Annotated in this window: 21 protein-coding genes; 8 read left to right on the top strand and 13 right to left on the bottom strand. The window is 74.7% G+C overall.

The features are described from left to right. The first annotated feature begins 340 nt into the window (after nt 1–340). The gene (locus ACGF15_RS13995) at nt 341–568 is read left to right on the top strand and encodes a heavy-metal-associated domain-containing protein (RefSeq protein ID WP_392798793.1); all 228 of its coding nucleotides are present in this window, start codon (nt 341–343) and stop codon (nt 566–568) included. Between the two features lie 252 nt (nt 569–820). On the opposite strand, the gene ACGF15_RS13990 is transcribed toward ACGF15_RS13995, so the two are convergent. After that, complete coding sequence (locus ACGF15_RS13990) at nt 821–1,240, bottom strand: hypothetical protein (RefSeq protein ID WP_362611912.1); 420 nt, start codon at nt 1,238–1,240, stop codon at nt 821–823. A 250-nt stretch (nt 1,241–1,490) separates the two neighbouring features. Here ACGF15_RS13990 and ACGF15_RS13985 point away from each other — a divergent pair, with 250 nt between their 5' ends. Next, nucleotides 1,491–1,865 carry a hypothetical protein gene (locus tag ACGF15_RS13985; protein WP_362611910.1) on the top strand — a complete coding sequence of 125 codons (375 nt, stop codon included), beginning with the start codon at nt 1,491–1,493 and terminating at the stop codon, nt 1,863–1,865. Between the two features lie 86 nt (nt 1,866–1,951). Beyond that, nucleotides 1,952–2,695 (top strand): hypothetical protein, encoded by a 744-nt coding sequence (locus ACGF15_RS13980; RefSeq protein ID WP_392798790.1) that lies wholly within the window; start codon nt 1,952–1,954, stop codon nt 2,693–2,695. 106 nt (nt 2,696–2,801) lie between these two features. Here the strand turns inward: ACGF15_RS13980 and ACGF15_RS13975 are convergent, their stop codons facing one another. From ACGF15_RS13975 to ACGF15_RS13960, 4 genes are all read right to left on the bottom strand, one after another. After that, nucleotides 2,802–3,704, bottom strand: coding sequence for a F510_1955 family glycosylhydrolase (locus ACGF15_RS13975; protein ID WP_362611906.1), 903 nt, complete (start codon nt 3,702–3,704; stop codon nt 2,802–2,804). Nucleotides 3,705–3,888: 184 nt separating this feature from the next. Beyond that, entirely contained in the window at nt 3,889–4,308 is a 420-nt protein-coding gene (locus tag ACGF15_RS13970; RefSeq protein WP_392798787.1) for a hypothetical protein, read from the bottom strand. A gap of 70 nt (nt 4,309–4,378) precedes the next feature. Continuing rightward, nucleotides 4,379–5,008: a hypothetical protein gene (locus ACGF15_RS13965; protein ID WP_392798784.1), complete on the bottom strand. Its 630-nt coding sequence runs from the start codon at nt 5,006–5,008 to the stop codon at nt 4,379–4,381. Between the two features lie 5 nt (nt 5,009–5,013). Continuing rightward, nucleotides 5,014–5,277, bottom strand: coding sequence for an SHOCT domain-containing protein (locus ACGF15_RS13960; RefSeq protein WP_362611900.1), 264 nt, complete (start codon nt 5,275–5,277; stop codon nt 5,014–5,016). A 392-nt stretch (nt 5,278–5,669) separates the two neighbouring features. On the opposite strand from ACGF15_RS13960, the gene ACGF15_RS13955 reads away from it, so the two are divergent. Continuing rightward, nucleotides 5,670–6,290 (top strand): SMI1/KNR4 family protein, encoded by a 621-nt coding sequence (locus tag ACGF15_RS13955; RefSeq protein WP_392798780.1) that lies wholly within the window; start codon nt 5,670–5,672, stop codon nt 6,288–6,290. A 109-nt stretch (nt 6,291–6,399) separates the two neighbouring features. Here ACGF15_RS13955 and ACGF15_RS13950 read toward each other — a convergent pair whose 3' ends face one another. Both ACGF15_RS13950 and ACGF15_RS13945 read right to left on the bottom strand, forming a co-directional pair. Then, nucleotides 6,400–7,797, bottom strand: a complete 1,398-nt coding sequence (locus ACGF15_RS13950; RefSeq protein WP_392798777.1) for an NDP-hexose 2,3-dehydratase family protein — start codon at nt 7,795–7,797, stop codon at nt 6,400–6,402. Further along, on the bottom strand, nt 7,794–8,840 hold the full coding sequence (locus ACGF15_RS13945; RefSeq protein WP_392798774.1) for a dTDP-glucose 4,6-dehydratase: 1,047 nt from the start codon (nt 8,838–8,840) through the stop codon (nt 7,794–7,796). Before ACGF15_RS13945 ends, ACGF15_RS13950 begins: the two co-directional genes overlap by 4 nt. A gap of 179 nt (nt 8,841–9,019) precedes the next feature. Here ACGF15_RS13945 and rfbA point away from each other — a divergent pair, with 179 nt between their 5' ends. Continuing rightward, on the top strand, nt 9,020–9,889 hold the full coding sequence (gene rfbA, locus ACGF15_RS13940; protein WP_392798771.1) for a glucose-1-phosphate thymidylyltransferase RfbA: 870 nt from the start codon (nt 9,020–9,022) through the stop codon (nt 9,887–9,889). A 213-nt stretch (nt 9,890–10,102) separates the two neighbouring features. Next, on the top strand, nt 10,103–11,302 hold the full coding sequence (locus ACGF15_RS13935) for a glycosyltransferase (RefSeq protein ID WP_392798768.1): 1,200 nt from the start codon (nt 10,103–10,105) through the stop codon (nt 11,300–11,302). On the opposite strand, the gene ACGF15_RS13930 is transcribed toward ACGF15_RS13935, so the two are convergent. The 3 genes from ACGF15_RS13930 to ACGF15_RS13920 all read right to left on the bottom strand — a co-directional run bounded on the left by ACGF15_RS13930 (nt 11,286) and on the right by ACGF15_RS13920 (nt 14,242). After that, complete coding sequence (locus ACGF15_RS13930; RefSeq protein ID WP_392798765.1) at nt 11,286–11,912, bottom strand: dTDP-4-dehydrorhamnose 3,5-epimerase family protein; 627 nt, start codon at nt 11,910–11,912, stop codon at nt 11,286–11,288. The two genes, ACGF15_RS13935 and ACGF15_RS13930, sit on opposite strands and share 17 nt — an antisense overlap. 208 nt (nt 11,913–12,120) lie before the next feature. Further along, entirely contained in the window at nt 12,121–13,170 is a 1,050-nt protein-coding gene (locus tag ACGF15_RS13925) for a DegT/DnrJ/EryC1/StrS family aminotransferase (protein ID WP_345612465.1), read from the bottom strand. 70 nt (nt 13,171–13,240) lie between these two features. Next, a complete protein-coding gene (locus ACGF15_RS13920; protein ID WP_345611893.1) occupies nt 13,241–14,242 on the bottom strand; it encodes an NAD-dependent epimerase/dehydratase in 1,002 nt (333 codons plus the stop codon). Between the two features lie 205 nt (nt 14,243–14,447). Here ACGF15_RS13920 and ACGF15_RS13915 point away from each other — a divergent pair, with 205 nt between their 5' ends. After that, nucleotides 14,448–15,215 (top strand): Crp/Fnr family transcriptional regulator, encoded by a 768-nt coding sequence (locus tag ACGF15_RS13915; protein WP_345611895.1) that lies wholly within the window; start codon nt 14,448–14,450, stop codon nt 15,213–15,215. 66 nt (nt 15,216–15,281) lie between these two features. Here the strand turns inward: ACGF15_RS13915 and ACGF15_RS13910 are convergent, their stop codons facing one another. The 3 genes from ACGF15_RS13910 to ACGF15_RS13900 are packed head-to-tail and all read right to left on the bottom strand — an operon-like array spanning nt 15,282 to nt 20,415. Next, nucleotides 15,282–17,771: an ATP-binding cassette domain-containing protein gene (locus ACGF15_RS13910; RefSeq protein ID WP_392798762.1), complete on the bottom strand. Its 2,490-nt coding sequence runs from the start codon at nt 17,769–17,771 to the stop codon at nt 15,282–15,284. Next, nucleotides 17,768–18,829, bottom strand: a complete 1,062-nt coding sequence (locus ACGF15_RS13905; protein ID WP_392798759.1) for an ABC transporter permease — start codon at nt 18,827–18,829, stop codon at nt 17,768–17,770. The genes ACGF15_RS13910 and ACGF15_RS13905 overlap by 4 nt, the downstream gene beginning before the upstream one ends. Beyond that, entirely contained in the window at nt 18,826–20,415 is a 1,590-nt protein-coding gene (locus ACGF15_RS13900) for an ABC transporter substrate-binding protein (RefSeq protein WP_345611903.1), read from the bottom strand. Before ACGF15_RS13900 ends, ACGF15_RS13905 begins: the two co-directional genes overlap by 4 nt. Nucleotides 20,416–20,598: 183 nt before the next feature. Between ACGF15_RS13900 and ACGF15_RS13895 the strand changes: the two genes are divergently transcribed. Continuing rightward, entirely contained in the window at nt 20,599–21,351 is a 753-nt protein-coding gene (locus ACGF15_RS13895) for a PIG-L deacetylase family protein (protein ID WP_362615634.1), read from the top strand. Nucleotides 21,352–21,377 lie beyond the last annotated feature (26 nt).

The raw sequence follows: 21,377 nt of genomic DNA, 5'->3' as shown, positions 1-21,377 counted from the left end.
GACGACGGATGTGGCGGACCAGGAGTCGCAGCCGGGCGCCCTCCGGTTTCCGCGTCATGACGTGGCGTACGTCACAGCACGCGCCGCGGTGCCTCCCCGGCCCGTGCCCCGGGGGCGGGGCGGGAGCCGGGACGCCCACCGCCCCTCACCCTCCCGGGTGACACCGGGATCACCCCGGCCCCCCGCCCCGACTCCTGGTGCGACAGGCGGACCACCGGACCCGGTTCACGGACCCGGACCCGCGGCACGACTGAACACCGCCCTCCCGCCATCCGTACCGAGAGGGCAGCCCGAGCGGAGAGCGCGGCGAGCAGGCGGCCGCCGACACGAGGAGCAGAGCATGGACGAACGGCACTACACGGTCACCGGCATGAGCTGCGGCCACTGCGTCGCGTCGATCACCGAGGAGCTGTCGGGCGTGGCGGGGGTGACGGCCGTGGAGGTCGAACTGGCGGGTGGAGCCGTGCTGGTGCGCGGCACGGAGCTGGACGACACCGCCCTGCGGAGGGCCATCACCGAGGCCGGCTACGGGGTTGCCGACCGGGCGGCCCTGCCGGCCGCGAGCTGACCGGGCCCGGCGGCGGCACGTCACCGGCGCGCGCCCGCGGCCGTCTCCCGACCGGCGGAGGCGGCCGCGCGGCCGTCCCGCCACCGGTCCCTCGGGGAACGCGCGGACCACCGACGCGCCCTGAGCGCCGGCCGCGCCCGGGCCCGAGGGCGTCGGCCGTCCCGTACCGGCCGCGCGGGAGCACGGACCCGACCGGGTGGGACGGGCCCGCCGCGGTCCACCACCCGGCGGGGGTGCGAGGGGCGACCACGGCTACCGCTCCCGCAGGCGCCACCACCACCAACGGCCTGCCGTCGACACGGGCACCCGGCCGGGATGCGGGAGGGTGCAGCGCTCGAACTCGGCGTCGATGCGCGCGACCAGTCGGCCGAGGTCGGCCCTGGCTCCCCCGGGGAGGTGGCGCATGACGTCGTCCAGGTCGTCCCGGGCGTCCTCGATCTCCAGTCCCGGCTGCCACACCTCCGAGGCGTCCAGGTACCGCCCCGACCGGCTGAAGGCCGCCGCGAACCGGTCCAGGGCCTCGGCGACGAGACCCGGTCCCAGGCGCTGCTCCTCGACCCGGCGGACGGCCGCCCCGGTCCGGGCGGAGACATGCGGGACACGGCGTACCGCGACGTAGCCGTGCGGTCTCCACCGCTCGTGGCGGAGGTCCCCGGGGCGCCTACGCGGCACGGCCCTTTCGGCAGGAGGTCACGGGCGGCAGTGTGGCACGGCGCGGTGGGCCGGCGGTACGCCTTCGGGGAGAAGCAGCGCCCGGCCCGACGGCGCCGGGGCGGACGCGCGACGCGCACCGGCCGGCGCCGCACCGGCCCCGGTGGCCGGTGCAGCGGCTTCGACGCCCGCCTCGACCGCGTTGCCCGTCCGTGATCCGCGGACTGTACGGTGGCCCACCGGCAGCGAGAGGCGGAGGGAGTCACCGCGGATGCTCGGGCGCGCGACGGTCCACCGCCTGGTGCTGCTCTGCCTGTGCGCGGTCGCCCTGGGGCACGGCTTCGCCGGGGCGGCCACGCATGTCGCCCACCATCCGCCGCTGTCTCCCGTACCGGCGGCCGGAGCGCCCTCCGCCTGGACCGAGGACGCGACGGAGCCCCACGGCCGGGCGCACGGCGACGGGCACGTCGGCCCCGCCTGCGACATCGTCACCGGCAGCGCACCGGGCTCCTCAGGTCCGGCCGCCGGTGTCCCCGTGTGCCCCCTGGGCACCGAGCCCCCCGTCCTCCTGCCGCTCGGCGGAGCCGCGCCGTCCCGGTCGCCTCCGGAGCCGTCCCCGATCGTCCTGTCCGTGTTGCGCATCTAGGAGAGTCCGCCGCCCGCCGCCGCTCGTGCCGAGGCGGGCGGACCCGGGTTCGCAATCTCCTCACACGGAAAGGACGTACATCACTCATGGGAGCACGTGGCAGAAAGGAAACACGGGGCGCGGCGGACCCGGGAGCGGGGCCCGTCATCGCCTCGTTCGCCTCGCTGGGCGCCGCCGCCGTCCATGTCGCGGCGGCCCCCGACCACTTCGCCGAGTGGTGGGCGGCGGGTGTGTTCTTCTACGCGGTCGGCGCCTTCCAGGCACTCTGGGCGGTCGCCGTGCTGCGCTTCCCCGGCCCCGCCCTCATGGCCGCCGGACTGGTCGCCAACGCGGGCGTCATGGCCGTCTGGGCGCTCAGCCGGACCGCGGGCATGCCCTTCGGCCCCGGCGCCGGCCTCCCCGAGGAGGTCACCGGGGCCGACGCGGCGACCGTCGCCTTCGAGGCGGTGGTCGGCCTCGTCGCGGCGTTCGGCCTGCGGGGAAGCGCCTCCCGCGGCTTCGCCTCCCCGTTCACGGCGGTGGCAGTGGCCGGTGCCGCCGGAGCGCTCGTCACGGGGCTGACGGTGCCCGCGGTGCAGAGCGCCCTGAGCCACAGCCACGGCCACGGCCCGGCGGACGGCAGCACCCCGCACGGTCACAGCGAGGAGGACGGGCACGGCGGCGGAAGCCCCGAGCAGCCGGATGGGCACCCGTCCGCGGCCCCGGGCGACGGCTCGGCGCAGGGCGGGGCCTCCGCGTCGGCGGCACCCGCTCCGCGGGACGCGGACGCACCGGCCGGAGAGGCGACGGGCGGCGGGCAGGGCCACGACGACGAGCCGCACGGGCACTGATTCCCGCCCGGGCCGGGAGGGAATCAGTGCCCTCCCGGCCCGGACCGGTCGGCCGGACGGCCGGGGCCCGTCGGACCGCGGTCGGCGGTGGGACGGGCCGGGCCCGTCAGTGGCCGTCGCCGCCCACTGCGATGCGCCTGGTGAAGGACCTGCCGCCGTCGGTCGACTCGTAGACGCCGTCCCCGGTGGCGGCGAGGACGCGCTCCGCGTCGACGGCCGTCAGCGCCTGGGGCCGGCCGCCGGGGACCGTTCCCGTCTTCTCCCAGGTGGCCCCGGCGTCGGTGCTGCGGTGCAGCCCGCCGGAGCCGTCGAGCCCGTACAGGGCGCCGGGCACCGCCCAGGACAGGAAGGCCATGACCGGCTGCCCCCCGGCGGCGAAGGTCCGGCCGCCGTCGGTACTCCTCGCGATGCCGTCCGCGGTGGTGGCGAGGACGGTGTCCGGTGCACCCGGGTGGACGGCGATGTCCAGGGCCTGCAGCCGGGCGCGGTCGTCCCAGGCGGCACCGTCCTCGCTGACACGCAGCCGGGCACCGGTGCTGTCGTAGCCGTAGAGCGTGCCGTCGACGTGTTCGAGGGCGTGGAAGTCGGCTTCGCCCCGCAGGGAGAGGGGCTTCCAGGTCCGTCCCGCGTCCCTGCTCTCGATCAGCCCGTGATGGGCGGGGCCGTCCGAGCCGGGGGCCGGGTGCCCGCTGGCCAGGAACCTCTTCGGCCCGGCGACCGTGAACCCCATGAAGTCGTCCTCGCTGTCACCGACCCGTTCCGGCGCACCTCCCTCGCCGGGGGTGAAGATGCCGTCGTGGGTGGCTGCGTAGAGCCGCTGGTCCGCCGGGTCGACGCCCAGTGCGTGGACGTGCCTGATCTGCGGGGTGCGCGCGCCGGCGGCCGCGCTCGGGTCGTCGCCGCCGGTGCGGCCGGTGTCGGTGCCGCCGGTCGCGGCGGAGCACGCGGACAGCGTGAGTGCGAGAAGGGCTGCGGTGGTGACGGCCCGTGTGCGGGTCGCTGCGTTCATGGTCGTCGTCCTGACGTGGTCGTGTTCGATGAGGGATCGATGAGGGATCACGGTGGCCGGGCGGGCCGCGGCGCGGGCGGCGCCCCTGGCCCGGGCCGGGGGCGGGGTCGCGCACCCGGAGGCCGGGGCGGTACGGCGCACCGGCGGGAACCTGCGACCACCGCCGAAGGCGGTGACACCCCTTCTAGATCCTCAGGACGACGCCCTTCATCACGGCCCCCGGCGGCTTGTGGGAGACCACGGCGGCACCACCCGCGGCGGCGTCGGCCGCGGGCACGGGCAGGGCCTCGCCGTGGGCGGGGAGGCATTCGCCCGGGGCGTGCGGGGCGGGGGCGGGCGAGGGCTGGACCGGCACGCAGTCCGGCGCGTCGTGCACCGGGCCGTGGCCGTCCCGCTCCTCCGCCGGAGCACCGTGGACGAGGTCGGCCGCAGCGCCGCTCACCGCGGCCCGGCTCTCCTGCACGGGGTGCCGGCCACCGTCGGGGACACCCATTCCGTGCGCGCACAGGAAGGCGAGCAGCACGGCCGCAAGCCACAGCGGACGCAGCGCGCCCGCCGCGGGGCGGGAGCGGTGCGTCCGGGAGTGCGGCCGGGCCATCAGCATGCCGCCGAGGTTAGCCGGGTTGGGCGTCACGGTGCCGTCGCGGGGGCGGGAGGAGACCCGGGTCACGCCGTCACGGCGCCCCGGGGGCGGGGGAATGGCCGCTGAGTTCCAGGAAGCGGCCGTGCCAGGTGTGGTACCACACCCGGCCGCTGACCGAGTTCACCGACAGCATGCCCTCGATCCGGTCACCGCGCAGGGTGTGCAGCGTGTAGTAGCCGGGGAACTCCACGGGGTCGGCGGCTCGCAGCGCGGGCCGGTGCTCACGGAGCCACCGGTCGGCGATCCGCACGGCCTGACCGGGTCCCAGCGTCGTCGCGCCCGGCTCGACACGCCGGGGCATCATGCCGTACTCGGTGTTCCAGCTCATCGCCGGGCCGAACTCCGGGTGGACGGTGCCGCTCCCCGGTTCGACGAGCACCTCCGTGGCCCCCTTCCCCTTCGCGTCGACGAGCTGGGCGTAGTAGCCGTCGGTGAACCTCATGACCTCCCCGACATGCAGGTCCCAGCGGTCGGCGAACCGCTCGGCCGCGCGTTCGGCGCCGGCGAGATCGTGCACCGGGCCGAGCCCGGAGACCGCGCCCGCCGGCGGTGGGGGCTCCGACCGCCGGGGGGCGCCGCCGACCGCCCACACCAACGACGCGACCAGTGCCGGCACCGCGGCGAACAGGACCGCCAGCGGCACCACCCGACCGCGCAGCACGCCGGTCATCGGGGTCTCGGCCGGTGCTCGGCGAGCTTCCTGCGGGCCGCGGAGTACGCGTCGCCGTCGATCTCGCCGGAGGCGAAGCGCCGGTCGAGGATGTCCTCGGGAGTCTCGCCCCGCGGCCCGTCGCGCTCCGGCCCGGTGGCGCGGGACGAGGAGTGCTGGGTGAGGCGGACCACCGCCCACACCACGAGGCCGATGAGCAGGATCCACAGCAGCGGCATGAAGGTCATCCAGGCCCAGGCCCCGTCCTCGTGCCAGTACATCGCTGGCCCACCTCCTCGAAAGGTCCCGTCTCCCAGTGTGTGCCCCGCCGCGGAGGACCGTGAGGGGCCGTTCGGCCCGTCGCGGGACCGAACGCCTCTCCGCTCCGGGCTCCCGGCACGGCCGGGACGGGGCGCTCGGCCCCGGACCTCTCCGGGGCCGACCGGGCGGCGCCCCGCCCCGTCCTGCCCCTGGCGGCCCACGGTGCGCCGGTACGTCCGGCAGGTTCGGCGTGGACGGCGTGCGGGAGGCACGGCGCGCATCCGCGGGCGGACAGGCCCCCATGGGGCATCCCAGCGTGCTCGCGGCCGCCCAGGAGACCTTCGACCGCCCGAACCGTTGCGCGCGCGTGAGCGGGCGGGCACCCACGCGCGCACGTGTCCAACCTCGCGGCATGGAGAGGAACTGGAAGGCGGAGTACCTCCGCCTCATGAACGGCCATCGCCCCGGGCTCCCGGACCCCGAGGCCGTGCGGCGGGGCGGGCCTCCGCGGGAGCAGCGGCTGACCGGGACGGAGGTACGGGAGGCCGAGGGGGAACTCGGGATCACGTTTCCGGTCGAGTACCGCGAGCATCTTCTGCGGCACGGCAACGGCAACGGCTGCGGCAGCGGTGGGTTCAGGCAGTTGTGGCGCGGTCCGCGGGGCTGGGGCTGGTACGACGACACCGACACCAACTACGGCTTGCTGGCCGAGCCGTTCCCGCACCCCGACACGTACCGCGCCCACGAGGACGACCTCGACGCCCGCGAGCCGTCCCGCGAGGACACGGACGCCTGGGAGGCGTGGGACTGCGAGGCCGGGGTGCTGGAGGAGCTCAAGACGGCCGGCGCGGTGTACATCAGGCCGGGAGGCTGCGGCTTCTCCACCCTCCTCGTCGTCACGGGCCCGCACCGCGGCGAGATGTGGTTCGACGGCCGGGCCACCTGCGACCGGATACTTCCGCTGACCTGGGCCGGCCGACCCGTGTCCTTCGCCACCTGGGTCGCCCGGGACACGGGCATGGCGCCGTGGTGAGCACACCGCGCACCACGGGCGGGCGTCGGCGGCGGCACGGCTCCGCCCCGACCCGCAACCGGTGCGGGGCTGCCGAGCGTCCGGCGCGGACGACCGGAGGCGGGGGCCGCTACGCGTCCGCGGCGGCGGCCAGGGCGCAGACCAGCAGGGTGCGCGCCTGGACGGAGACATGGTGGCCCCAGGCGGTGAGGCGGGCCAGCTGACGTAGGGTCAGCCAGTGGTACCCGGGCGGCGGGATGGCGGGCAGGGTGTCGTCCTCGACCAGGAGGTAGCGGTTGTCGGCCGCCAGGAAGCGCCCGCCCTCCTCGGCGAGGACCGTGTCGAAGCGGATCCGCTCGGCGGGCGCCGACAGCAGGCGGTCGGCGAAGGGCGCGGACTCACCGGGGAGGCACTGGACGGTGGGGGCGACCTCGGGGCCCGTGATCAGGCCCGGCTCCTCCTTCGCCTGCGCCAGCACATGCAGGACCCCGTCGAAGCGGGTCGCGCCGAAGGCGCTCACCCCGGCCCCCCGCGGGTTCACCAGGGGCTGGCACCAGGACCCCACCTCACGGCCGGCCGTCCTCACCCGGACGGCCACGACCCGGAAGGGCCCGCCGTCCCGGGAGATCTCCTCGGGGCCCCGCCGCCAGCCGGACTCCTCCACCTCCGCCAGGGGCACCGGGCGGGAGACGTGCGACTGGCCGGCACGGGCCCGCGTCAGCCAGCGGACGACCTCCTCCATGGTGTGGCGCGGCCGGGACGCGCCGCCGAGCGAGTGCCACACACCGCCGCCGTCCCGGTCCGTCGCCGGCGCGGACGCCGGAGCCAGCGGGGCGCAGGCGAGCACGCTGCGCGTGTCCATGTTGACCAGGCGGTCCTCGTGCAGCAGCCGGTACAGCTGGCCCAGGGTGAGCCAGTGGAAGTCCGGGTGCTCCGGCACCTCCTCCCCGGTCTCCACCAGCATGTGGCGGTTCCGCTTGTGCAGGAAGTACTCGCCGTGCTCGGACTGCAGGACGTCGGCCAGCACCCGGCCACGCGCCGGGGAGGTGAAGTACTCCAGGAACCGTACGGCGGAACCACCGTGCGAGCGGGTGAAGTTGCTGCGGGTCGCCTGCACGGTCGGCGACAACTGCACCGCGGGGACGTTGCCGGGCTCCGCCTTGGCCTGGAGCAGCAGGTGCAGGACCCCGTCGAACTCCTTGACGACGATGCCCAGGACGCCTATCTCGGGCTGCACCATCACCGGCCGTACGGCGCCGGGCCCCGGGTCCCCCCACGCGGTGCGGCGCAGTCCCTCCACGGTGAAGAACCGTCCGGTGCGGTGGCGCAGGTTCCCGGTACCGGGCTCCGCGTGCCACTGGTCCAGGTCGGCGAAGGGGACGCGCTCCACGGCGAAGCTGCGGTGCCCGTGGGCCCGGAGCCGCTCCCGGAAGGCCGCGAGCGGGAAGCGGGCGCTGTCGGCGGCGGCGGCGGACCGCATCAGCCGCGCGGTGGTCCCGGCGGCGGCACGCTCCCGCGCCCCGTTCACGAGGCCGCCCGCCCGGCGCCACGGGAGGCGTCGGCGGCCCCGGTCAGCGGCTCCCACCAGTCGCGGTTCTCCCGGTACCAGCGCAGCGTGTCGCGCAGCCCGCGCGCGAAGGGGATCCGCGGCCGCCAGCCCAGCTCGGTGTCCGCCTTGGCGCAGTCCAGCGCGTACCGCCGGTCATGGGCCTTGCGGTCGGGATGCCGCCGCACGCTCTCCCACCCGGCGCCGTACTCCCGCAGGATCCTGCCGGTCAGGTCCCGGTTGGTCAGCTCGCAGCCGCCGCCCAGGTGGTAGACCTCACCGGAGCGTCCCGAGGTCAGCGCCGCGAGGATGCCGCGGCAGTGGTCCTCCACGTGCAGCCAGTCCCGGACGTGCTGCCCGTCGCCGTAGAGCGGCACGGGCAGGCCGTCGAGCAGCCGGGTGGCGAAGAGCGGGATGATCTTCTCCGGGTACTGGCGCGGGCCGTAGGTGTTGGACCCCCGGGTGATCACCACGTCGAGTCCGTGAGTGACGTGGCAGGCCAGTGCCAGCAGATCGCCGGCCGCCTTCGCCGCCGCGTAGGGCGAGCGCGGGGCGAGGGGCTGCTCCTCGGTCCACGCTCCGTCGGCGACGGACCCGTACACCTCGTCCGTGGACACCTGCAGGAAGCGGCCCACGCCATGCCGGCGGGCGGCGTCCAGCAGCACCTGGGTGCCGACGGCGCTGGTCACGGCGAAGGGCACGGCGCCCTCGATCGAGCGGTCCACATGCGACTCGGCGGCGAGGTGCACGACCGCGTCGTGGCCGGGCATCAACCGGTCCACCAGCGCGGCGTCCTCCACCGCGCCCCGGACGAAGCGGAAGCCGGGCAGCCGCTCCACGGCGCGCAGGGCGTCCCCGCTGCTCCCGTGGCCCAGCTTGTCGAGCACCGTGACGCGGAACCCGCCCGGCTCCTCCGGGCCGGGGCGCCCCGGCCCCGCTCCCGCTCCCGGTCCGGGTCCGGGCAGCAGCAGACGGAGAAAGTGCGACCCGATGAAACCGGCGCCGCCCGTCACCAGCAGCCTCATCCGCGCTCCTCGCCCGCCGGGCGAACACCGCCCGGCCGTCCGCGAGGCTACGGGGCGCCCGGGCTCCGGACCTGCTCAAAACTGAGCAGGCCGGCCCGGCGGCGGCTGCGAGGATCCCGGCGGGAGGCGCCGCGGCCGACCCTGCCGCCGACGGCGCCGCGAGGGGAGGCTCGGAGCCGATGCGCGGCATCATCCTGGCCGGCGGGAGCGGAAGCCGGCTGTGGCCGCTCACCCGCGCGGTGTGCAAGCAACTACTGCCGATCCACGACAAGCCGATGGTGTACTACCCGCTCAGCACGCTGATGATGGCGGGCATCCAGGACTTCCTGATCATCACCTCGCCCGATGCGCTGGCGCAGTTCCGCCGGCTCCTCGGCGACGGGTCCGGACTGGGGATACGGGTCGAGTACGCCGTGCAGCCGTCGCCCGGGGGCATCGCCCAGGCCCTCGTCATCGGCGAGTCGTTCATCGGCGGCGAGCCGGTGGCCCTGGCGCTGGGGGACAACGTCTTCCACGGCACCGGTCTCGGGGAGCGGTTGCGGGCCCACACCTCGCCCGCCGGGGCCAGGATCTTCGCCCATCAGGTGGCCGATCCACGGGACTACGGAGTCGTGGAGTTCGATGCCGACGGCCGGGTGCTGTCGCTGGAGGAGAAGCCCGCGCGTCCGCGCTCCCGGTACGCGGTGCCGGGCCTGTACTTCTACGACGGCCAGGCCCCCGAGATCGCCCGGGGTGTGCGGCCCGGCTCGCGCGGGGAGGTGGAGATCACCGAGGTGAACCGCGAGTACCTGCGCCGGGGCCGGCTGGCGGTCACCGTGCTGGAACGGGGCGTGGTCTGGCAGGACGCCGGCACGGTGGGCGGCATCTCCGCCACCTCCGAGTACGTCCGTGTGGTGGAGGAACGCCAGGGGCTGAAGATCGGCTGCCCCGAGGAGGTCGCCTGGCGGCTCGGCCACATCGACGACGGGCAACTGCGGGCGCTGGCCGAACCGCTGGTGCCCAGCGGCTACGGGCGCTATCTGCTCCGGCTGCTGCAGGACGACGGCTGACTCCTCGGCCGGGGCGGGCGCGGCCCCGTCCACCACCCCGGCAGCGACCCGCCCGGCCGGACGTCACCCGGCACGGGGCGGGGGCCGAGCAGGCCCTGTCCGCCGGGACGGACCGGCACCCCCCGGTGGCCGGTGGTGAGTGGCCAGTTGTGAGCAGTACCGGGCACGGGTACGGCGGTAGACAGGGAGGCTCCCGATCGCGGAGGAGTCCCGATGCGTGTGCTGTTCACGACCACCCCCGCCCCCGGGCACCTGCACCCCCTGGTGCCGCTGGCCCACGCCGCCGTGGCGGCCGGGCACGAGGTGGCGTTCGCCACCGGCGCCTCGATGGTGCCCGCCGTCGAGGCGATGGGCTTCCGGGCGTTCCCGGCCGGCCTGGGCCGGGACGGGGACGGGGACGAGGAGTTCCGCAAGCTCAAGGAGGCGGCCCGGGGACTGCCGCCCGTCGGCGTGGAGATGGACCGGATCGCCGTCGCCGGTGTGCTGTACGGCGTACGCACCCGTCGGATGGCGCCCGATCTGGTCGCCCTCGCCGAGCGGTGGCGGCCCGACATCATGGTGAGGGACAGCTACGAGGCGGGGGCCGCGGTCGCCGCCGAGCGGCTCGGCATACCGCACGCGGCGCTGGACACCACCCCGCTCTACACGATGGAGCCGCTCCGCGAGCAGATCGCCGCCGAGCTGGCCCGGGCGCGGTCCGAGGCGGGCCTGGCGCCGGACGACGGGCTGGGGATGCTGCACCGTCACCTCACCCTGAGCTGCGCGCCGCCCGGATACCTCTGGCCCGGCACCGAGCGGCCGGCGACCGCCCGGGCGCTGCGGCCGATGCCCTTCGACCGGATGGCGGAGGAGCGGCTGCCCGGCTGGATCGAGGAGTCCGCCGACGACCGGCCGCTGGTCTACGTCACCTTCGGCACCATCACCAACCGCTGGGTGCCCGGGGCATTCCCGGACCTGTTCCGGGAGGTGCTGGCCGGCCTGGCCGAGGAGCCCGTCCGCGTGGTGGCCACGGTCGACCGGGATGCCGACCCCGCCGAACTCGGGCCGCAGCCCCCGCACATCAGGGTGGAGCGGTACGTCCCCCAGAGCCTGCTGCTGCCGCGCTGCGCGGTGGCACTCAGCCACGGCGGCTTCAACACCGTGGTCGGGGCCGTCGACGCCGGTCTGCCGCAGGTGATCATCCCCTTCCTGGGCGACCACCCGGACAACGCGCGGCGCTGTGCCGAACTCGGCATCGCCCGGGTGCTGGAGCGGGAGCGGGTCACCGCCGCGGCGGTCCGGGAGGCGGTCCGCGACGTGCTCGACGACCCGGGCTACCGGACCCGGATCCAGCCGCTGACCGAGGAGTTGCACGCCCTTCCCGGGCCCGCCGAGGCGGTGTCGCTGCTGGCGGAGCTCAGCGGCGCTGCCTGAGTTCCGCCGCCCCGAACAGCGTCTCCTCGATGCGCAGGCAGTCGCGGTACCCGGGCAGCGCGCCCGTGGCCCGCGCCTCCGCCAAGGACACGGCGGCCCGGTCCCGTTCGGACAGGACCGGGTCCAGGCCGTCCGGGAACTCCAGCCCGATGTCCGGGTCGAAGACGGAGACGGACTGCTCGTGTGCGGGGTCGTAGGCGCCGGAGAGCAGATAGGAGACCACGGTGTCGTCGCCGAGCGCGACGAAGGCGTGGCCGACCCCGACCGGCAGGTAGACGGCCTGGAAGGTGCGCTGGTCCAGCAGGACGGACTCCCAGCGGCCGAAGGTGGGCGAGCCGACCCGGAGGTCCACCACGAAGTCGACGGTCCTGCCGCGCGCGCAGTACACGTACTTGGCGGTGCCCGGCGGGGTGGTGGTGTAGTGCACTCCGCGGATCACCCCCCGCCGCGAACGGCTGTGGTTGGTCTGGGCGACGGGGAAGAGCCCGTGGCCCAGGGCCTTGGTGAAGGCGGCCTCCTGGTACGGGGAGACGAACAGGCCCCGGTCGTCGGGATACACCGTGGGGCGGAACACCCAGGCTCCGCCGACGGCGAGTTCACGGGACTCCATGGCACCTCCATGACGGGAACGATCGGATCCATGACGGGAACGCTCGAAACGGACAGGGAAGGGATGGGAAGGGAAGGGACGGGAAGGGCGGCGGGGGGCGGGGAGGGGGGCGGCGAGCGGGCGGGGAGCGGGCGGCCGGTGGTCACCGGTACTCGGCCGGCGGCCCACACGGCCCGACGGCCCACGCGGCGGGCGCGGTGGGCCCCCGCTACCCGGCCAGCAGCTCACGCAACGCGGTGATCACCCGCCCCTGGGCGGCGACGGGGAGGGAGGGGTACATCGGCAGCGAGAAGATCTCCTCGGCCATCGCCTCGGTGACCGGGAGCGTTCCCGGCTTCCGGCCCAGGTGCCGGAAACCGCTCATGGTGTGGACCGGCCAGCGGTAGCTCACAGTGAGTTCGATTCCGCGCGTGGCCAGCGCACCCAGGATCTCGGCGCGGCGGGGGTGCCGGACCACATAGAGGTAGTACACATGGTCGTTTCCGGGGGCGAGGCGGGGCGTCGTGAGCCCGGTGCCGGCCAGGCCCTCGGCGTAGCGGGCGGCGATGGCGCGACGGGCGGCGATGTAGTCGTCGAGGCGGCGCAGCTTGTGGCGCAGGATCTCGGCCTGGACCTCGTCCAGCCGGGAGTTGTGACCGGGGGTCTCCACCACGTAGTAGCGCTCGGCCATGCCGTAGTAGCGCAGTCTGCGCAGCCGTTCGGCCACCTCCGGGTCCGGGGTGAGGACGGCCCCGCCGTCACCGTAGGCGCCCAGCACCTTGGTGGGGTAGAAGGAGAACGCGGCGGCATGGCCCGCGGACCCGGCGATCCGGCCGTGGCGGCGGGCGCCGTGGGCCTGGGCGCAGTCCTCCAGCAGCCGCAGTCCGTGGGCGTCGGCCAGCGCCTCCAGCGGGGCCAGGTCGACGCACTGGCCGTAGAGGTGGACGGGCAGCAGGCAGGTGGTGCGCGGGGTGATGGCCGCCTCCACCGCGGCGGTGTCCATGAGGTAGGTGTCCGGGTCGATGTCCACGAAGACCGGGACGGCGCCGACCGCGTCGATGGCCACCACGGTGGGCGCGGCGGTGTTGGAGACGGTGATGACCTCGTCGCCCGGCTTGACGCCCAGGGCCTGGAGCGCGAGCTTGACGGCGTTGGTGCCGTTGTCGACGCTGACGCAGTGGGGCACGTCGTGGTAGGCGGCGAACTCCTCCTCGAAGGCGCGCATGCTGTCCCCGAAGACCAGTCGGCCGGAGCGGAAGACGGTGTCGACAGCCCCCATGAGGGCGTCGCGTTCCTGCTCGTACTCGGTGAGGTAGTCCCATACCCGGATGGTCTCGTCTGTCACGGCGTCAGGACCCTTTCTCTGCGGTGGCGTGCCCGGCGACGGTGCGCGCCAGGGCGTCGGGCAGGGGTATCCGCGGCGACCAGCCGGTGGCCGTCCGGAAGCGGGTGGCGTCGATCGTGACGCCGTGGAAGTCGGTGGCCGGGGCGCCGGCCGGGGGCTCCACCGGGACGACCGGGACCGGGGGTCCGCCGCGGTGGCCGGCGGCCAGCCGGGCGACGGTGCGGAAGACGTCGCCCAGGCGGTCGCCTCGCCCGGCGCCGAGCGGCCAGTGTGCTCCGGAGAGTGCGTCGGGATGGTCGATCGCGGTCGCGAAGGCCCGGGCGATGTCCTCGGCGTGGACGAGGTCCCTGGTCACGGTGCCGTCGTGCCACATGGTGAGCCGCTGCCCCGCCAGGGCCCGCCGCGCCATGAAGGAGACCACCCCCCGGTCGTCGGCGCCGGGAGCGGCGCTCTCCCCGAACACCGTGGGCAGACGCAGGGCCACGCCGCGCACGGCGCCTTCGCGGGTGGCGTCCAGCAGCAGCCGTTCGGCGGCCAGCTTCTGCCGGTCGTAGGCGGTTTCCGGGTGGTCGGGCTCACCGCCGTCGATCGGTTCGCAGGGCGGGACGCCGAGCTGCGAGGCGGCACCGGCGTAGACCACCACCGGCGCCGCACCGCCGGAGGGGCGGTCCCGCAGGGCGGCCAGGACCGAGGCCATGACGCCCTCGTTGACGGCACGGGCGGCGGGATCGTGCTCGGCGGCGCGCCAGCCGCCGGAGTGGACGACCAGGCTGATCACCACGTCGGCGCCCGCGACCGCCTCGGCGACGGCCCCGGGCGCGGTGAGGTCCAGCGACCGGCTCTCGACCCGGGCGGGACCGCTCGGGAGGCGGACGGGGCGGCGTGCCACGGCCCGCAGCCGCACGGGACGCGCCGACAGTTCCCGGAGGACCCAGGAGCCGACGAAGCCGGAGGCACCCAGCAGGGCGATCAGCGGGCGGGCCCGCTCGGGGCTGGCGGAGAGCATGCGGGCAGCGTAGAGACCCGCGGGCCGCCAGACTGACGACTTCTGAGCATTTCCGGCTCTGCGCCTCTGCTCCACCCGGACCAGGTCAGGCCGCCACACCCGCTTTATTGTTCACGGAAGTGACACAGTATTGACAAGTTGCACAGTGTCCGAAAGCATGCATTCGCGTCTCGAGTAGCGAACCGAGACAGGGGGGGCATGTCGCATGATCGCCAGTGTGCGCCGAGCCGGATCCGGCGCGATTCCCTGCACAGATGATTCTCCCGCGATACCCAGAATTCCGGCGAGCACTCCGGGAGAAGAGCGCGATTTTTCCACCCGGGTGGCGCACCGAATCGCCGCCTCGGATGGCAGCCTGCCCACGGTCTCAATCGCCCGGGGGCAGCATGTCTACAACTGCACCCAGCGCGACCGGAACCTCTACCTCGTGAAGACCGGGCAGGTCAAGACGGTTGCCATCACCGCATCAGGGAAGCGTTGCTTATTGGACCTCTCCATGCCGGGAGACCTCTTCGGAGAGATGTGCCTGGCCCGGTCCTACCGTGACGAGACCGCGGTGGCAATGTCCAATACCACCCTCACACGCATTTCCCAAGACCTGTTCTTCGCCACGCTGCAGGCCGAGAACCTCTTTGAAGCATTCACCTTACACCTTGCTGGGAAACTCTCGGAACAGCAACGCATCATCGCGGATCTGGTGACCATGGAAAGTGAGCTGAGACTTGTTTCCCGTCTTCTCCAGCTCAGTCGCCGCCTCGGGGAGGAGCACCATCAGGGCGTGGTCATATCCGCCCGCCTCACCCAGGAGGAACTGGCCGAGATGATCGGCACCACACGGTCACGCGTCGGCTTCTTTCTCAAACGTCTGCGGGCGGCCGGTCTCATCACGTGCAATCGCGGGTACATCACCATCCGATCCGTAAGCCGGCTTGCTTCCTTCGTCGAGGAGCGCATGGCGCTCGACGGTCCCTGAGCCGGGCCGGTCCCCGGTGGAGCCGGAGGGGGCACGGGCCCCCTCCGGCTCCTCGCGTCGGCCCGCTCAGGCGTGCGCGGAACTGCCGTCGGTCACCCGGGGACGCAGCCGCCCGCCGGTCACCTCCACCACCCGTCCGCCGAGCCGGTCCGGAACCGCCGGGTCGTGGGTCACCACCAGCAGCGCCAGTCCCAGCCCCCGGCTGAGTTCGTCCAGGAGCGCGAGCACGGTCAGGGACGTCGACCGGTCCAGGGCGCTGGTGATCTCGTCGCACAGCAGCACGTCCGGCCGGGCCGCGAGAGCCCGTGCGATGGCGACCCGCTGCCGCTCGCCGCCCGAGAGCTCGGACGGACGGGATGCCGCCCGGTCCGGGGAGAGCCCCACCCGGACCAGCAGGTCCCGCACCTCGGCCTCGGCCTGCTCCCGCCTCACCAGGCCGAACTGGTGCAGCGGCCGGCCCACGATGCGTCCCACGCTCTGCCGGGGGTTCAGCGAGTCGTAGGGGTTCTGGGGCACCAGTTGCATGCGGCGCAGCTGGGCCGGAGCACGCCCGGCGACGCGCGCGGCCAGTCGGTCGCCGGTGAGCCGCACCGTCCCCGAGTCGGGAGCGGCCAGTCCGGCGACCGCCCGCAGCAGGGTGGTCTTGCCGCTGCCGGACGGCCCCATCACACACAGCCGCCCCCCCGGGGCCAGCTCCAGCGAGACGTCGTCGAGCACCCGTCCGGTCCCCGGAAGCGAGACGCTCATCCCGGACACCCGCAGCACCGGACCGGCCGCCGAGGACTCCCCCGGCGCGGGACCGCCATCGGTGGCGGCATCGGTGGCGGCATCGGTGGCGGCATCGGTGGCGGCATCGGTGGCGGCATCGGGCCGCCCGGCCGGGGCCGGGGCGGTACCGGCCGCCGCCGGCTCGCCGGCGGTGACGGCGAGCACCTCCCCGGGCGGACCCGAACGCACCACCCGGCCCTCGCCCATCGTCACCACGGTGTCGGCCACGGCGGCCACCGACTCCAGGTCGTGGGAGATCAGCAGCACCGCCGTGCCCGTGCCCCGGCACAGACCGGTGACCTCCGCGAGCAGCCGCCGGGTGTTCTCCGCGTCCAGCGCGCTGGTGGGCTCGTCGAGCACCAGCAGCTCCGGCTCGCGGGCGAGCGCCGCGGCCACCGACAGGCGCTGCCGCTGCCCTCCGGACAGCCGGTGCGGGCGACGGGCCAGGAACGCCGCGTCGGTGGGCAGCCCCACCCGGGAGAGCGCGAGGCGTGCCCGCTCGGCCCGCTCCTGCCGGGGCACTCCGGCCGCGCGCAGCTGTTCGTCCAGCAGCGCGCGCAGCCGCAGGTTGGCGGGCAGCGAGGTGCGCGCGTCCTGCGCCACATAGGCGGCGGCCCGGGCGCGCAGCGCGCGCAGCCCGCGCGGCGTCAGCGCGGCGGGATCGGTGCCGAGCAGCGTGCCGCCGCCGGCCGTCCGCTCGATCCCGGGGCCCACATGGCCCAGCAGCGCGAGCGCCGTGCTGGTCTTGCCGCTGCCGGACGGCCCGACGAGCGCCACCACAGCACCCCGGGGGACCGTCAGGTCGACACCGCGCACCACGTCCTGGCCCGTGGCGACGGCGGTGAGGGACAGCCCGGACACCTCCGCCGCCGGCCCGCGGCCCCCGTCCGGACCGGGCGCCGCGGCCACCGGCAGGCGCCCGGCGCGCGGCGGGCCGGACCGGCGGCGCGGCCCCGCCGCAGCGCCCGGTCGCACCCCGTCGGCCACCCGGCCGGCGGCGAGCAGCAGGATCAGCAGCATGAGGCTGGGCGCCAGCACGGCGAGCGGCTGAAGTGCCAGTCCGCCGCGGTTCTCCAGGATCATCAGGCCCCAGTCGGGGTCCGGCGGCTGCACCCCCAGCCCCAGGAACCCGGCCGTCGCCACCGCGTACGCGGCACCGACGAAGCGGACACCGGCGTCGGCGGCCAGTGTCACCGTCAGGTTGGGCAGCACCTCGCGCACCAGCACCGAGCGGGTGCGCTCCCCCCGGGCGACGGCGACCTCCACGTAGTCGTGCGCCAGCACCTGCTGCGTCGCGGCGCGCACGATGCGGGTGACGTCCGGCAGCATCACCGCCACCACCGCGACGGCCACACCCACCAGGCCGGGGCCGGTCCCGGTGACCACCACGGCGATCAGGACCAGCGGCGGCAGCCCCATCATCACGTCGGCGAGGCGCATCACCACCGTGCCGGCCCGCCCGCCGCGGAAGGCCGCGAACATTCCGGCGGCCAGCCCCAGCGCATAGGCGGCGACGAGCACGGACAGCGAGACCAGTACCAGGGCCCGGCCTCCGGCCAGCACCCGGGCGAGCACATCGGCTCCGAGATAGTCGGTGCCCAGCGGGTGCTCCCAGCTGACCGGTGCGTACGGCATGCCCGCACCGGTACGCGGGTCCCCCGGGGCGATCCAGGGACCGACGACGGCCAGCACCACCAGGGCGGCGAAGACGATCGCGGCCACGGGGCGACGGCGGGCCCGCGGTGCCGCGGGCCCGGTCCCGTCGCCGCCCGGTGTCGTCAGCGTCATACCGGCACCCTCCGCAGGGGGTCGAGCGCGATGCCGAGAAGGTCACCCAGCAGATTGACCAGCACCGTCACGGCGGCCACGATCAGCGCGACGGCCTGCACCGTGGGCACGTCCCGCCCGGCGGAGCCCTGCACCAGGACGGAGGCGAGGCCCGGGAAGCCGAACAGCGTCTCCACCACCAGGGCGCCGCCGACCAGCAGCGCCACATAGCGCGCCAGCAGCGGGATGACCGGGGGCAGTGCGGCGGGCAGCACATAGCGCAGCACCACACGGTGCTCGGGCACACCGTTGAGCCGGGCGGTCGCCACGGCGTCGTCCGCGACCACCTCCACCACACGGGCCCGCACCAGGCGGGCGTTGTGCGCGATGGTCCCGGCCAGCAGGGTCACCACGGGGAGCACCAGGATCTCCGGATGGTCCAGCACCGAGGCCCCCGGCCCGAGGAAGGAGACCGCGGGCAGCACGTCCAGGTGCAGCGCGAAGATCAGGATGAGCACGCTGCCCACCACGAACTCCGGGATCGACACCATCGTCAGGATGCCCGCCGACAGGGCCCGGTCGGTGAGGCTGCCCTCCCGCAGCCCGCCCCAGACGCCCAGCCCGACCGCGAGCGGCACCAGGAGCACCAGCGTCACCAGGGCCAGCATCATCGAGTTCCCCGCCCGCGCGGCGACGATCTCGGAGACCGGCACCCCGGAGACGTACGAGGTGCCGAAGTCCCCTCGCACGGCCCCCCACAGCCACTTCGCGTAGCGTACGGGGGCGGGCCGGTCCAGGCCGAGCTCCCGGCGCTTCTCCTCGACCGCCGCGGGGCCGGCGTCCGGTCCCACCGCGGCGGAGGCCGCGTCTCCCGGGGCGAGTTCGGTCGCCGTGAAGACGATCAGCGAGACGGCACCGAGCACCAGCAGGCCCATCAGCAGGCGACGCGCCACCAGGGCGGCCAGCGACCGGGCGGACGCGTCCCCGGCCGCGGAAGGCCGGGCGGACGCGTCCCGGGCGGCAGGGGGCCGGGCGGACGCGTCCCGGGCGGCGGGGGGCCGAACAGACGGCTCGCTCATGCCAGATACGCGTCCCGGAAGCTCGGGAACGTCGGATAGCCGAGGGACTGGACACCGCGCACCTGCGGAGTCGCCGCCGCCAGGACGGGGGCCTTGGCCCACACGAGGTCGCCGCCCTTGTCGTACAGGTAGTGCTGCATGTCGCCGACCGCGGCGGCCCGCTGCTCCTCGGTGAGCGCCGAGCGGACGGCGTCCACCAGACCGTCGACGGGGTCGCCGCCGACTCCGGTGAAGGGCAGCAGCGCGTCCGAGCCGTAGAAGAAGAGCACGTCCAGCGGGAGTGGGCGGGGCTTGCGGTTGGCGGACTGGAAGTGCGCGCCGATGAACACCTTGGGATCGGCGAAGAAGTCGGCGGCGGGCACCTTGTCCACGGAGATGTCGATCCCGGTCCGCTTCACCTGCTCGGCGAGCACGACGGCGCCCTCGGTCAGGCCGTACTCGTAGTCGCTGGTGCGCAGGCTGAGGCTGAGCTTGTCCACGCCCGCCTTCCGCAGCAGGGCCTTGGCGCGGTCGGGGTCGTAGGCGCGCTGCGGCAGGTCCTGCGCGTAGTGCGGCAGATGCTTGCCGAACAGGTCGTTGCCCACCTCGCCGAAGCCGAGGGTGACACGCTCCACCATCTGCTCGCGGTCCACGGCGTACTTCAGCGCCTGCACGACCCGGGCGTCGGTGAACGGATCCTGGTTGCGCTTGAGCATGGCCCCGAAGTTCGGCCATTCCCACTTGGGCGGGGTGAGCAACTGCACCGCCTTGTTGGCGCGTTCGGTCTGCCCGGCCACCAGCGAGATGCTCGCCGCGTACTCGACCTGGCCGGCCTTGAGCGCGTTCAGCCGCGCCTCGCCGTCGGCGATGGAGACCAGCTCCAGTTCGTCGAGGTAGGGCCCCTTGTCGCTCCAGTAGTTCGGGTTCCGCTCCAGCACGGCACCCTGGCCGACGCGGTGCTCCTTGAGGATGAAGGGGCCGCTGCCCGGGGTTTTGGTGAAGTCGGTGGTGCCGTCCGGTATGACGAAGAAGCCCTGGGTGAGCACCAGGTCGAAGAAGCCGTGCGCCCGGCGCATGGGGATCGTGCAGGTGAGCTTGTCCACCTGGCGGCCGGCGGCCAGATCGGCGTCGACCAGCAACGGGCCCTGGTTCGCCTGGTCCTCGGCGTAGGTCCGCAGCGAGAACAGCACATCGGCGGCGGTCAGCGCACGGCCGTCGTGGAAGGTGACGCCGTCCCGCACCCGGATGGTCCACTCCTTGCCGTCCGCGCTGGGCTCGACGGACTCGGCCAGCTGCATCTGCACCCGGCCGTCCGGGCCCACCACGCACAGCTCGTCGTACACCACCCGCGCTCGCACGTAGTCGATGGGCGTGTTCGCGGCCATCAGCACGTTGTCGGTCTCGTTGCTGCCACCGATGAACGCGGCCCGCAGCCGCCCGCCGCGCTTGGGGCCGGGGGTCGCGCTGCCCGCACCGTCGGTCGAGGGGCCGGATTCACCGGCATCGCCGCAGGCCGTGAGCGCGCCGCCGAGGGCGACCCCGGCACCCAGCCCGGCTGTGATCCGCAGCAGGGACCGTCTCGACGGCCGGCCTTCGAACTCTCGCATGGTCATCTCCTGATCGCGCGGCGAGCGGTGCGACGACTGTAGGAAGACATCCGGCCAGGGCTCTGCACAGCTTTGAGCATCCTCAACTCCTTCCCGGGGCCGCTCACTTCTGGGCAGACGGCTCCGGGAGGCGCCCGCGAGTCTGGCCCCCTGCCTGTGGCCGACCGACGGAGGAGTGAGCCGATGAGCGAGGCGAGGACCGGAGAGCACGCGGCGGGCGCCGAGGGCGATCTCGACGAGATGCCGACCGACTTCGAGCGGGCCCTGTGCGTGGTGGCGCACCCCGACGACATGGAGTTCAGCGCCGCCGCCGCGGTGGCGGCCTGGACCAAGGACGGCAAGTCCGTGAGCTATCTGCTGCTGACCCGGGGCGAGGCGGGGATCGCCGGCATGCCGCCCGCGGAGGCGGCCCGGGTGCGGGAGGCGGAGCAGCGCCGCAGCGCGGAGATCGTCGGGGTGCGCGAGGTGGAGTTCCTCGATCACCCGGACGGGGTGCTGGAGTACGGGACGGCGCTGCGCCGGGACATCGCGGGGGCCATCCGGCGCCACCGGCCCGAGCTGGTGGTGGGGTTCAACTGCCGGGAGACCACGTACAGCGGGCGCTGGAACTCCCCGGACCACCGGGTCGCCGGGCGGGCTCTGCTGGACGCGGTCGGGGACGCCGGAAACGAGTGGATCTTCCCGGACGCCGGAGCGGCGTGGGGCGGCGTGCGCCATGTGGCGATGGCGGGCTCGCCGCAGCCCACCCATGCCGTGGACGTGTCGGGGACGGTGGACCTGGCCGTGGCATCGCTGGAGGCGCACGCCGCCTATCTGAAGCCGCTGTTCGGCGAGGGGCCGGTGGATGTGCGCACCCCGCTGTCGGGGCTCTTCGGCGGCATCGGGCAGCGCTTCGGGGGGCGCCCGGCGCTCTCCTTCGAACTGGTCCGTCCCTGAGCGCCGGACTGCGCAACTTTGGCCAG

Origin of the sequence: Streptomyces sp. NPDC048001 (genome assembly GCF_043203115.1) — a bacterium.
Classification (GTDB): Bacteria; Actinomycetota; Actinomycetes; order Streptomycetales; family Streptomycetaceae; genus Streptomyces; species Streptomyces sanyensis.
This window is presented reverse-complemented; position numbering and strand designations above follow the sequence as displayed.

What these genes read in the sequence shown, in the direction of transcription:
- ACGF15_RS13970 (WP_392798787.1), bottom strand. Translation starts at nt 4,308, where the DNA reads ATGCTGATGGCCCGGCCGCACTCCCGGACGCACCGCTCCCGCCCCGCG.
- ACGF15_RS13920 (WP_345611893.1), bottom strand. Translation starts at nt 14,242, where the DNA reads ATGCTCTCCGCCAGCCCCGAGCGGGCCCGCCCGCTGATCGCCCTGCTG.
- ACGF15_RS13935 (WP_392798768.1), top strand. Translation starts at nt 10,103, where the DNA reads ATGCGTGTGCTGTTCACGACCACCCCCGCCCCCGGGCACCTGCACCCC.
- ACGF15_RS13995 (WP_392798793.1), top strand. Translation starts at nt 341, where the DNA reads ATGGACGAACGGCACTACACGGTCACCGGCATGAGCTGCGGCCACTGC.
- ACGF15_RS13895 (WP_362615634.1), top strand. Translation starts at nt 20,599, where the DNA reads ATGAGCGAGGCGAGGACCGGAGAGCACGCGGCGGGCGCCGAGGGCGAT.
- ACGF15_RS13985 (WP_362611910.1), top strand. Translation starts at nt 1,491, where the DNA reads ATGCTCGGGCGCGCGACGGTCCACCGCCTGGTGCTGCTCTGCCTGTGC.
- ACGF15_RS13915 (WP_345611895.1), top strand. Translation starts at nt 14,448, where the DNA reads ATGATCGCCAGTGTGCGCCGAGCCGGATCCGGCGCGATTCCCTGCACA.
- ACGF15_RS13975 (WP_362611906.1), bottom strand. Translation starts at nt 3,704, where the DNA reads ATGAACGCAGCGACCCGCACACGGGCCGTCACCACCGCAGCCCTTCTC.
- ACGF15_RS13925 (WP_345612465.1), bottom strand. Translation starts at nt 13,170, where the DNA reads ATGGGGGCTGTCGACACCGTCTTCCGCTCCGGCCGACTGGTCTTCGGG.
- ACGF15_RS13945 (WP_392798774.1), bottom strand. Translation starts at nt 8,840, where the DNA reads ATGAGGCTGCTGGTGACGGGCGGCGCCGGTTTCATCGGGTCGCACTTT.
- ACGF15_RS13980 (WP_392798790.1), top strand. Translation starts at nt 1,952, where the DNA reads ATGGGAGCACGTGGCAGAAAGGAAACACGGGGCGCGGCGGACCCGGGA.
- rfbA (WP_392798771.1), top strand. Translation starts at nt 9,020, where the DNA reads ATGCGCGGCATCATCCTGGCCGGCGGGAGCGGAAGCCGGCTGTGGCCG.
- ACGF15_RS13905 (WP_392798759.1), bottom strand. Translation starts at nt 18,829, where the DNA reads ATGAGCGAGCCGTCTGTTCGGCCCCCCGCCGCCCGGGACGCGTCCGCC.
- ACGF15_RS13910 (WP_392798762.1), bottom strand. Translation starts at nt 17,771, where the DNA reads ATGACGCTGACGACACCGGGCGGCGACGGGACCGGGCCCGCGGCACCG.
- ACGF15_RS13955 (WP_392798780.1), top strand. Translation starts at nt 5,670, where the DNA reads ATGGAGAGGAACTGGAAGGCGGAGTACCTCCGCCTCATGAACGGCCAT.
- ACGF15_RS13930 (WP_392798765.1), bottom strand. Translation starts at nt 11,912, where the DNA reads ATGGAGTCCCGTGAACTCGCCGTCGGCGGAGCCTGGGTGTTCCGCCCC.
- ACGF15_RS13960 (WP_362611900.1), bottom strand. Translation starts at nt 5,277, where the DNA reads ATGTACTGGCACGAGGACGGGGCCTGGGCCTGGATGACCTTCATGCCG.
- ACGF15_RS13900 (WP_345611903.1), bottom strand. Translation starts at nt 20,415, where the DNA reads ATGCGAGAGTTCGAAGGCCGGCCGTCGAGACGGTCCCTGCTGCGGATC.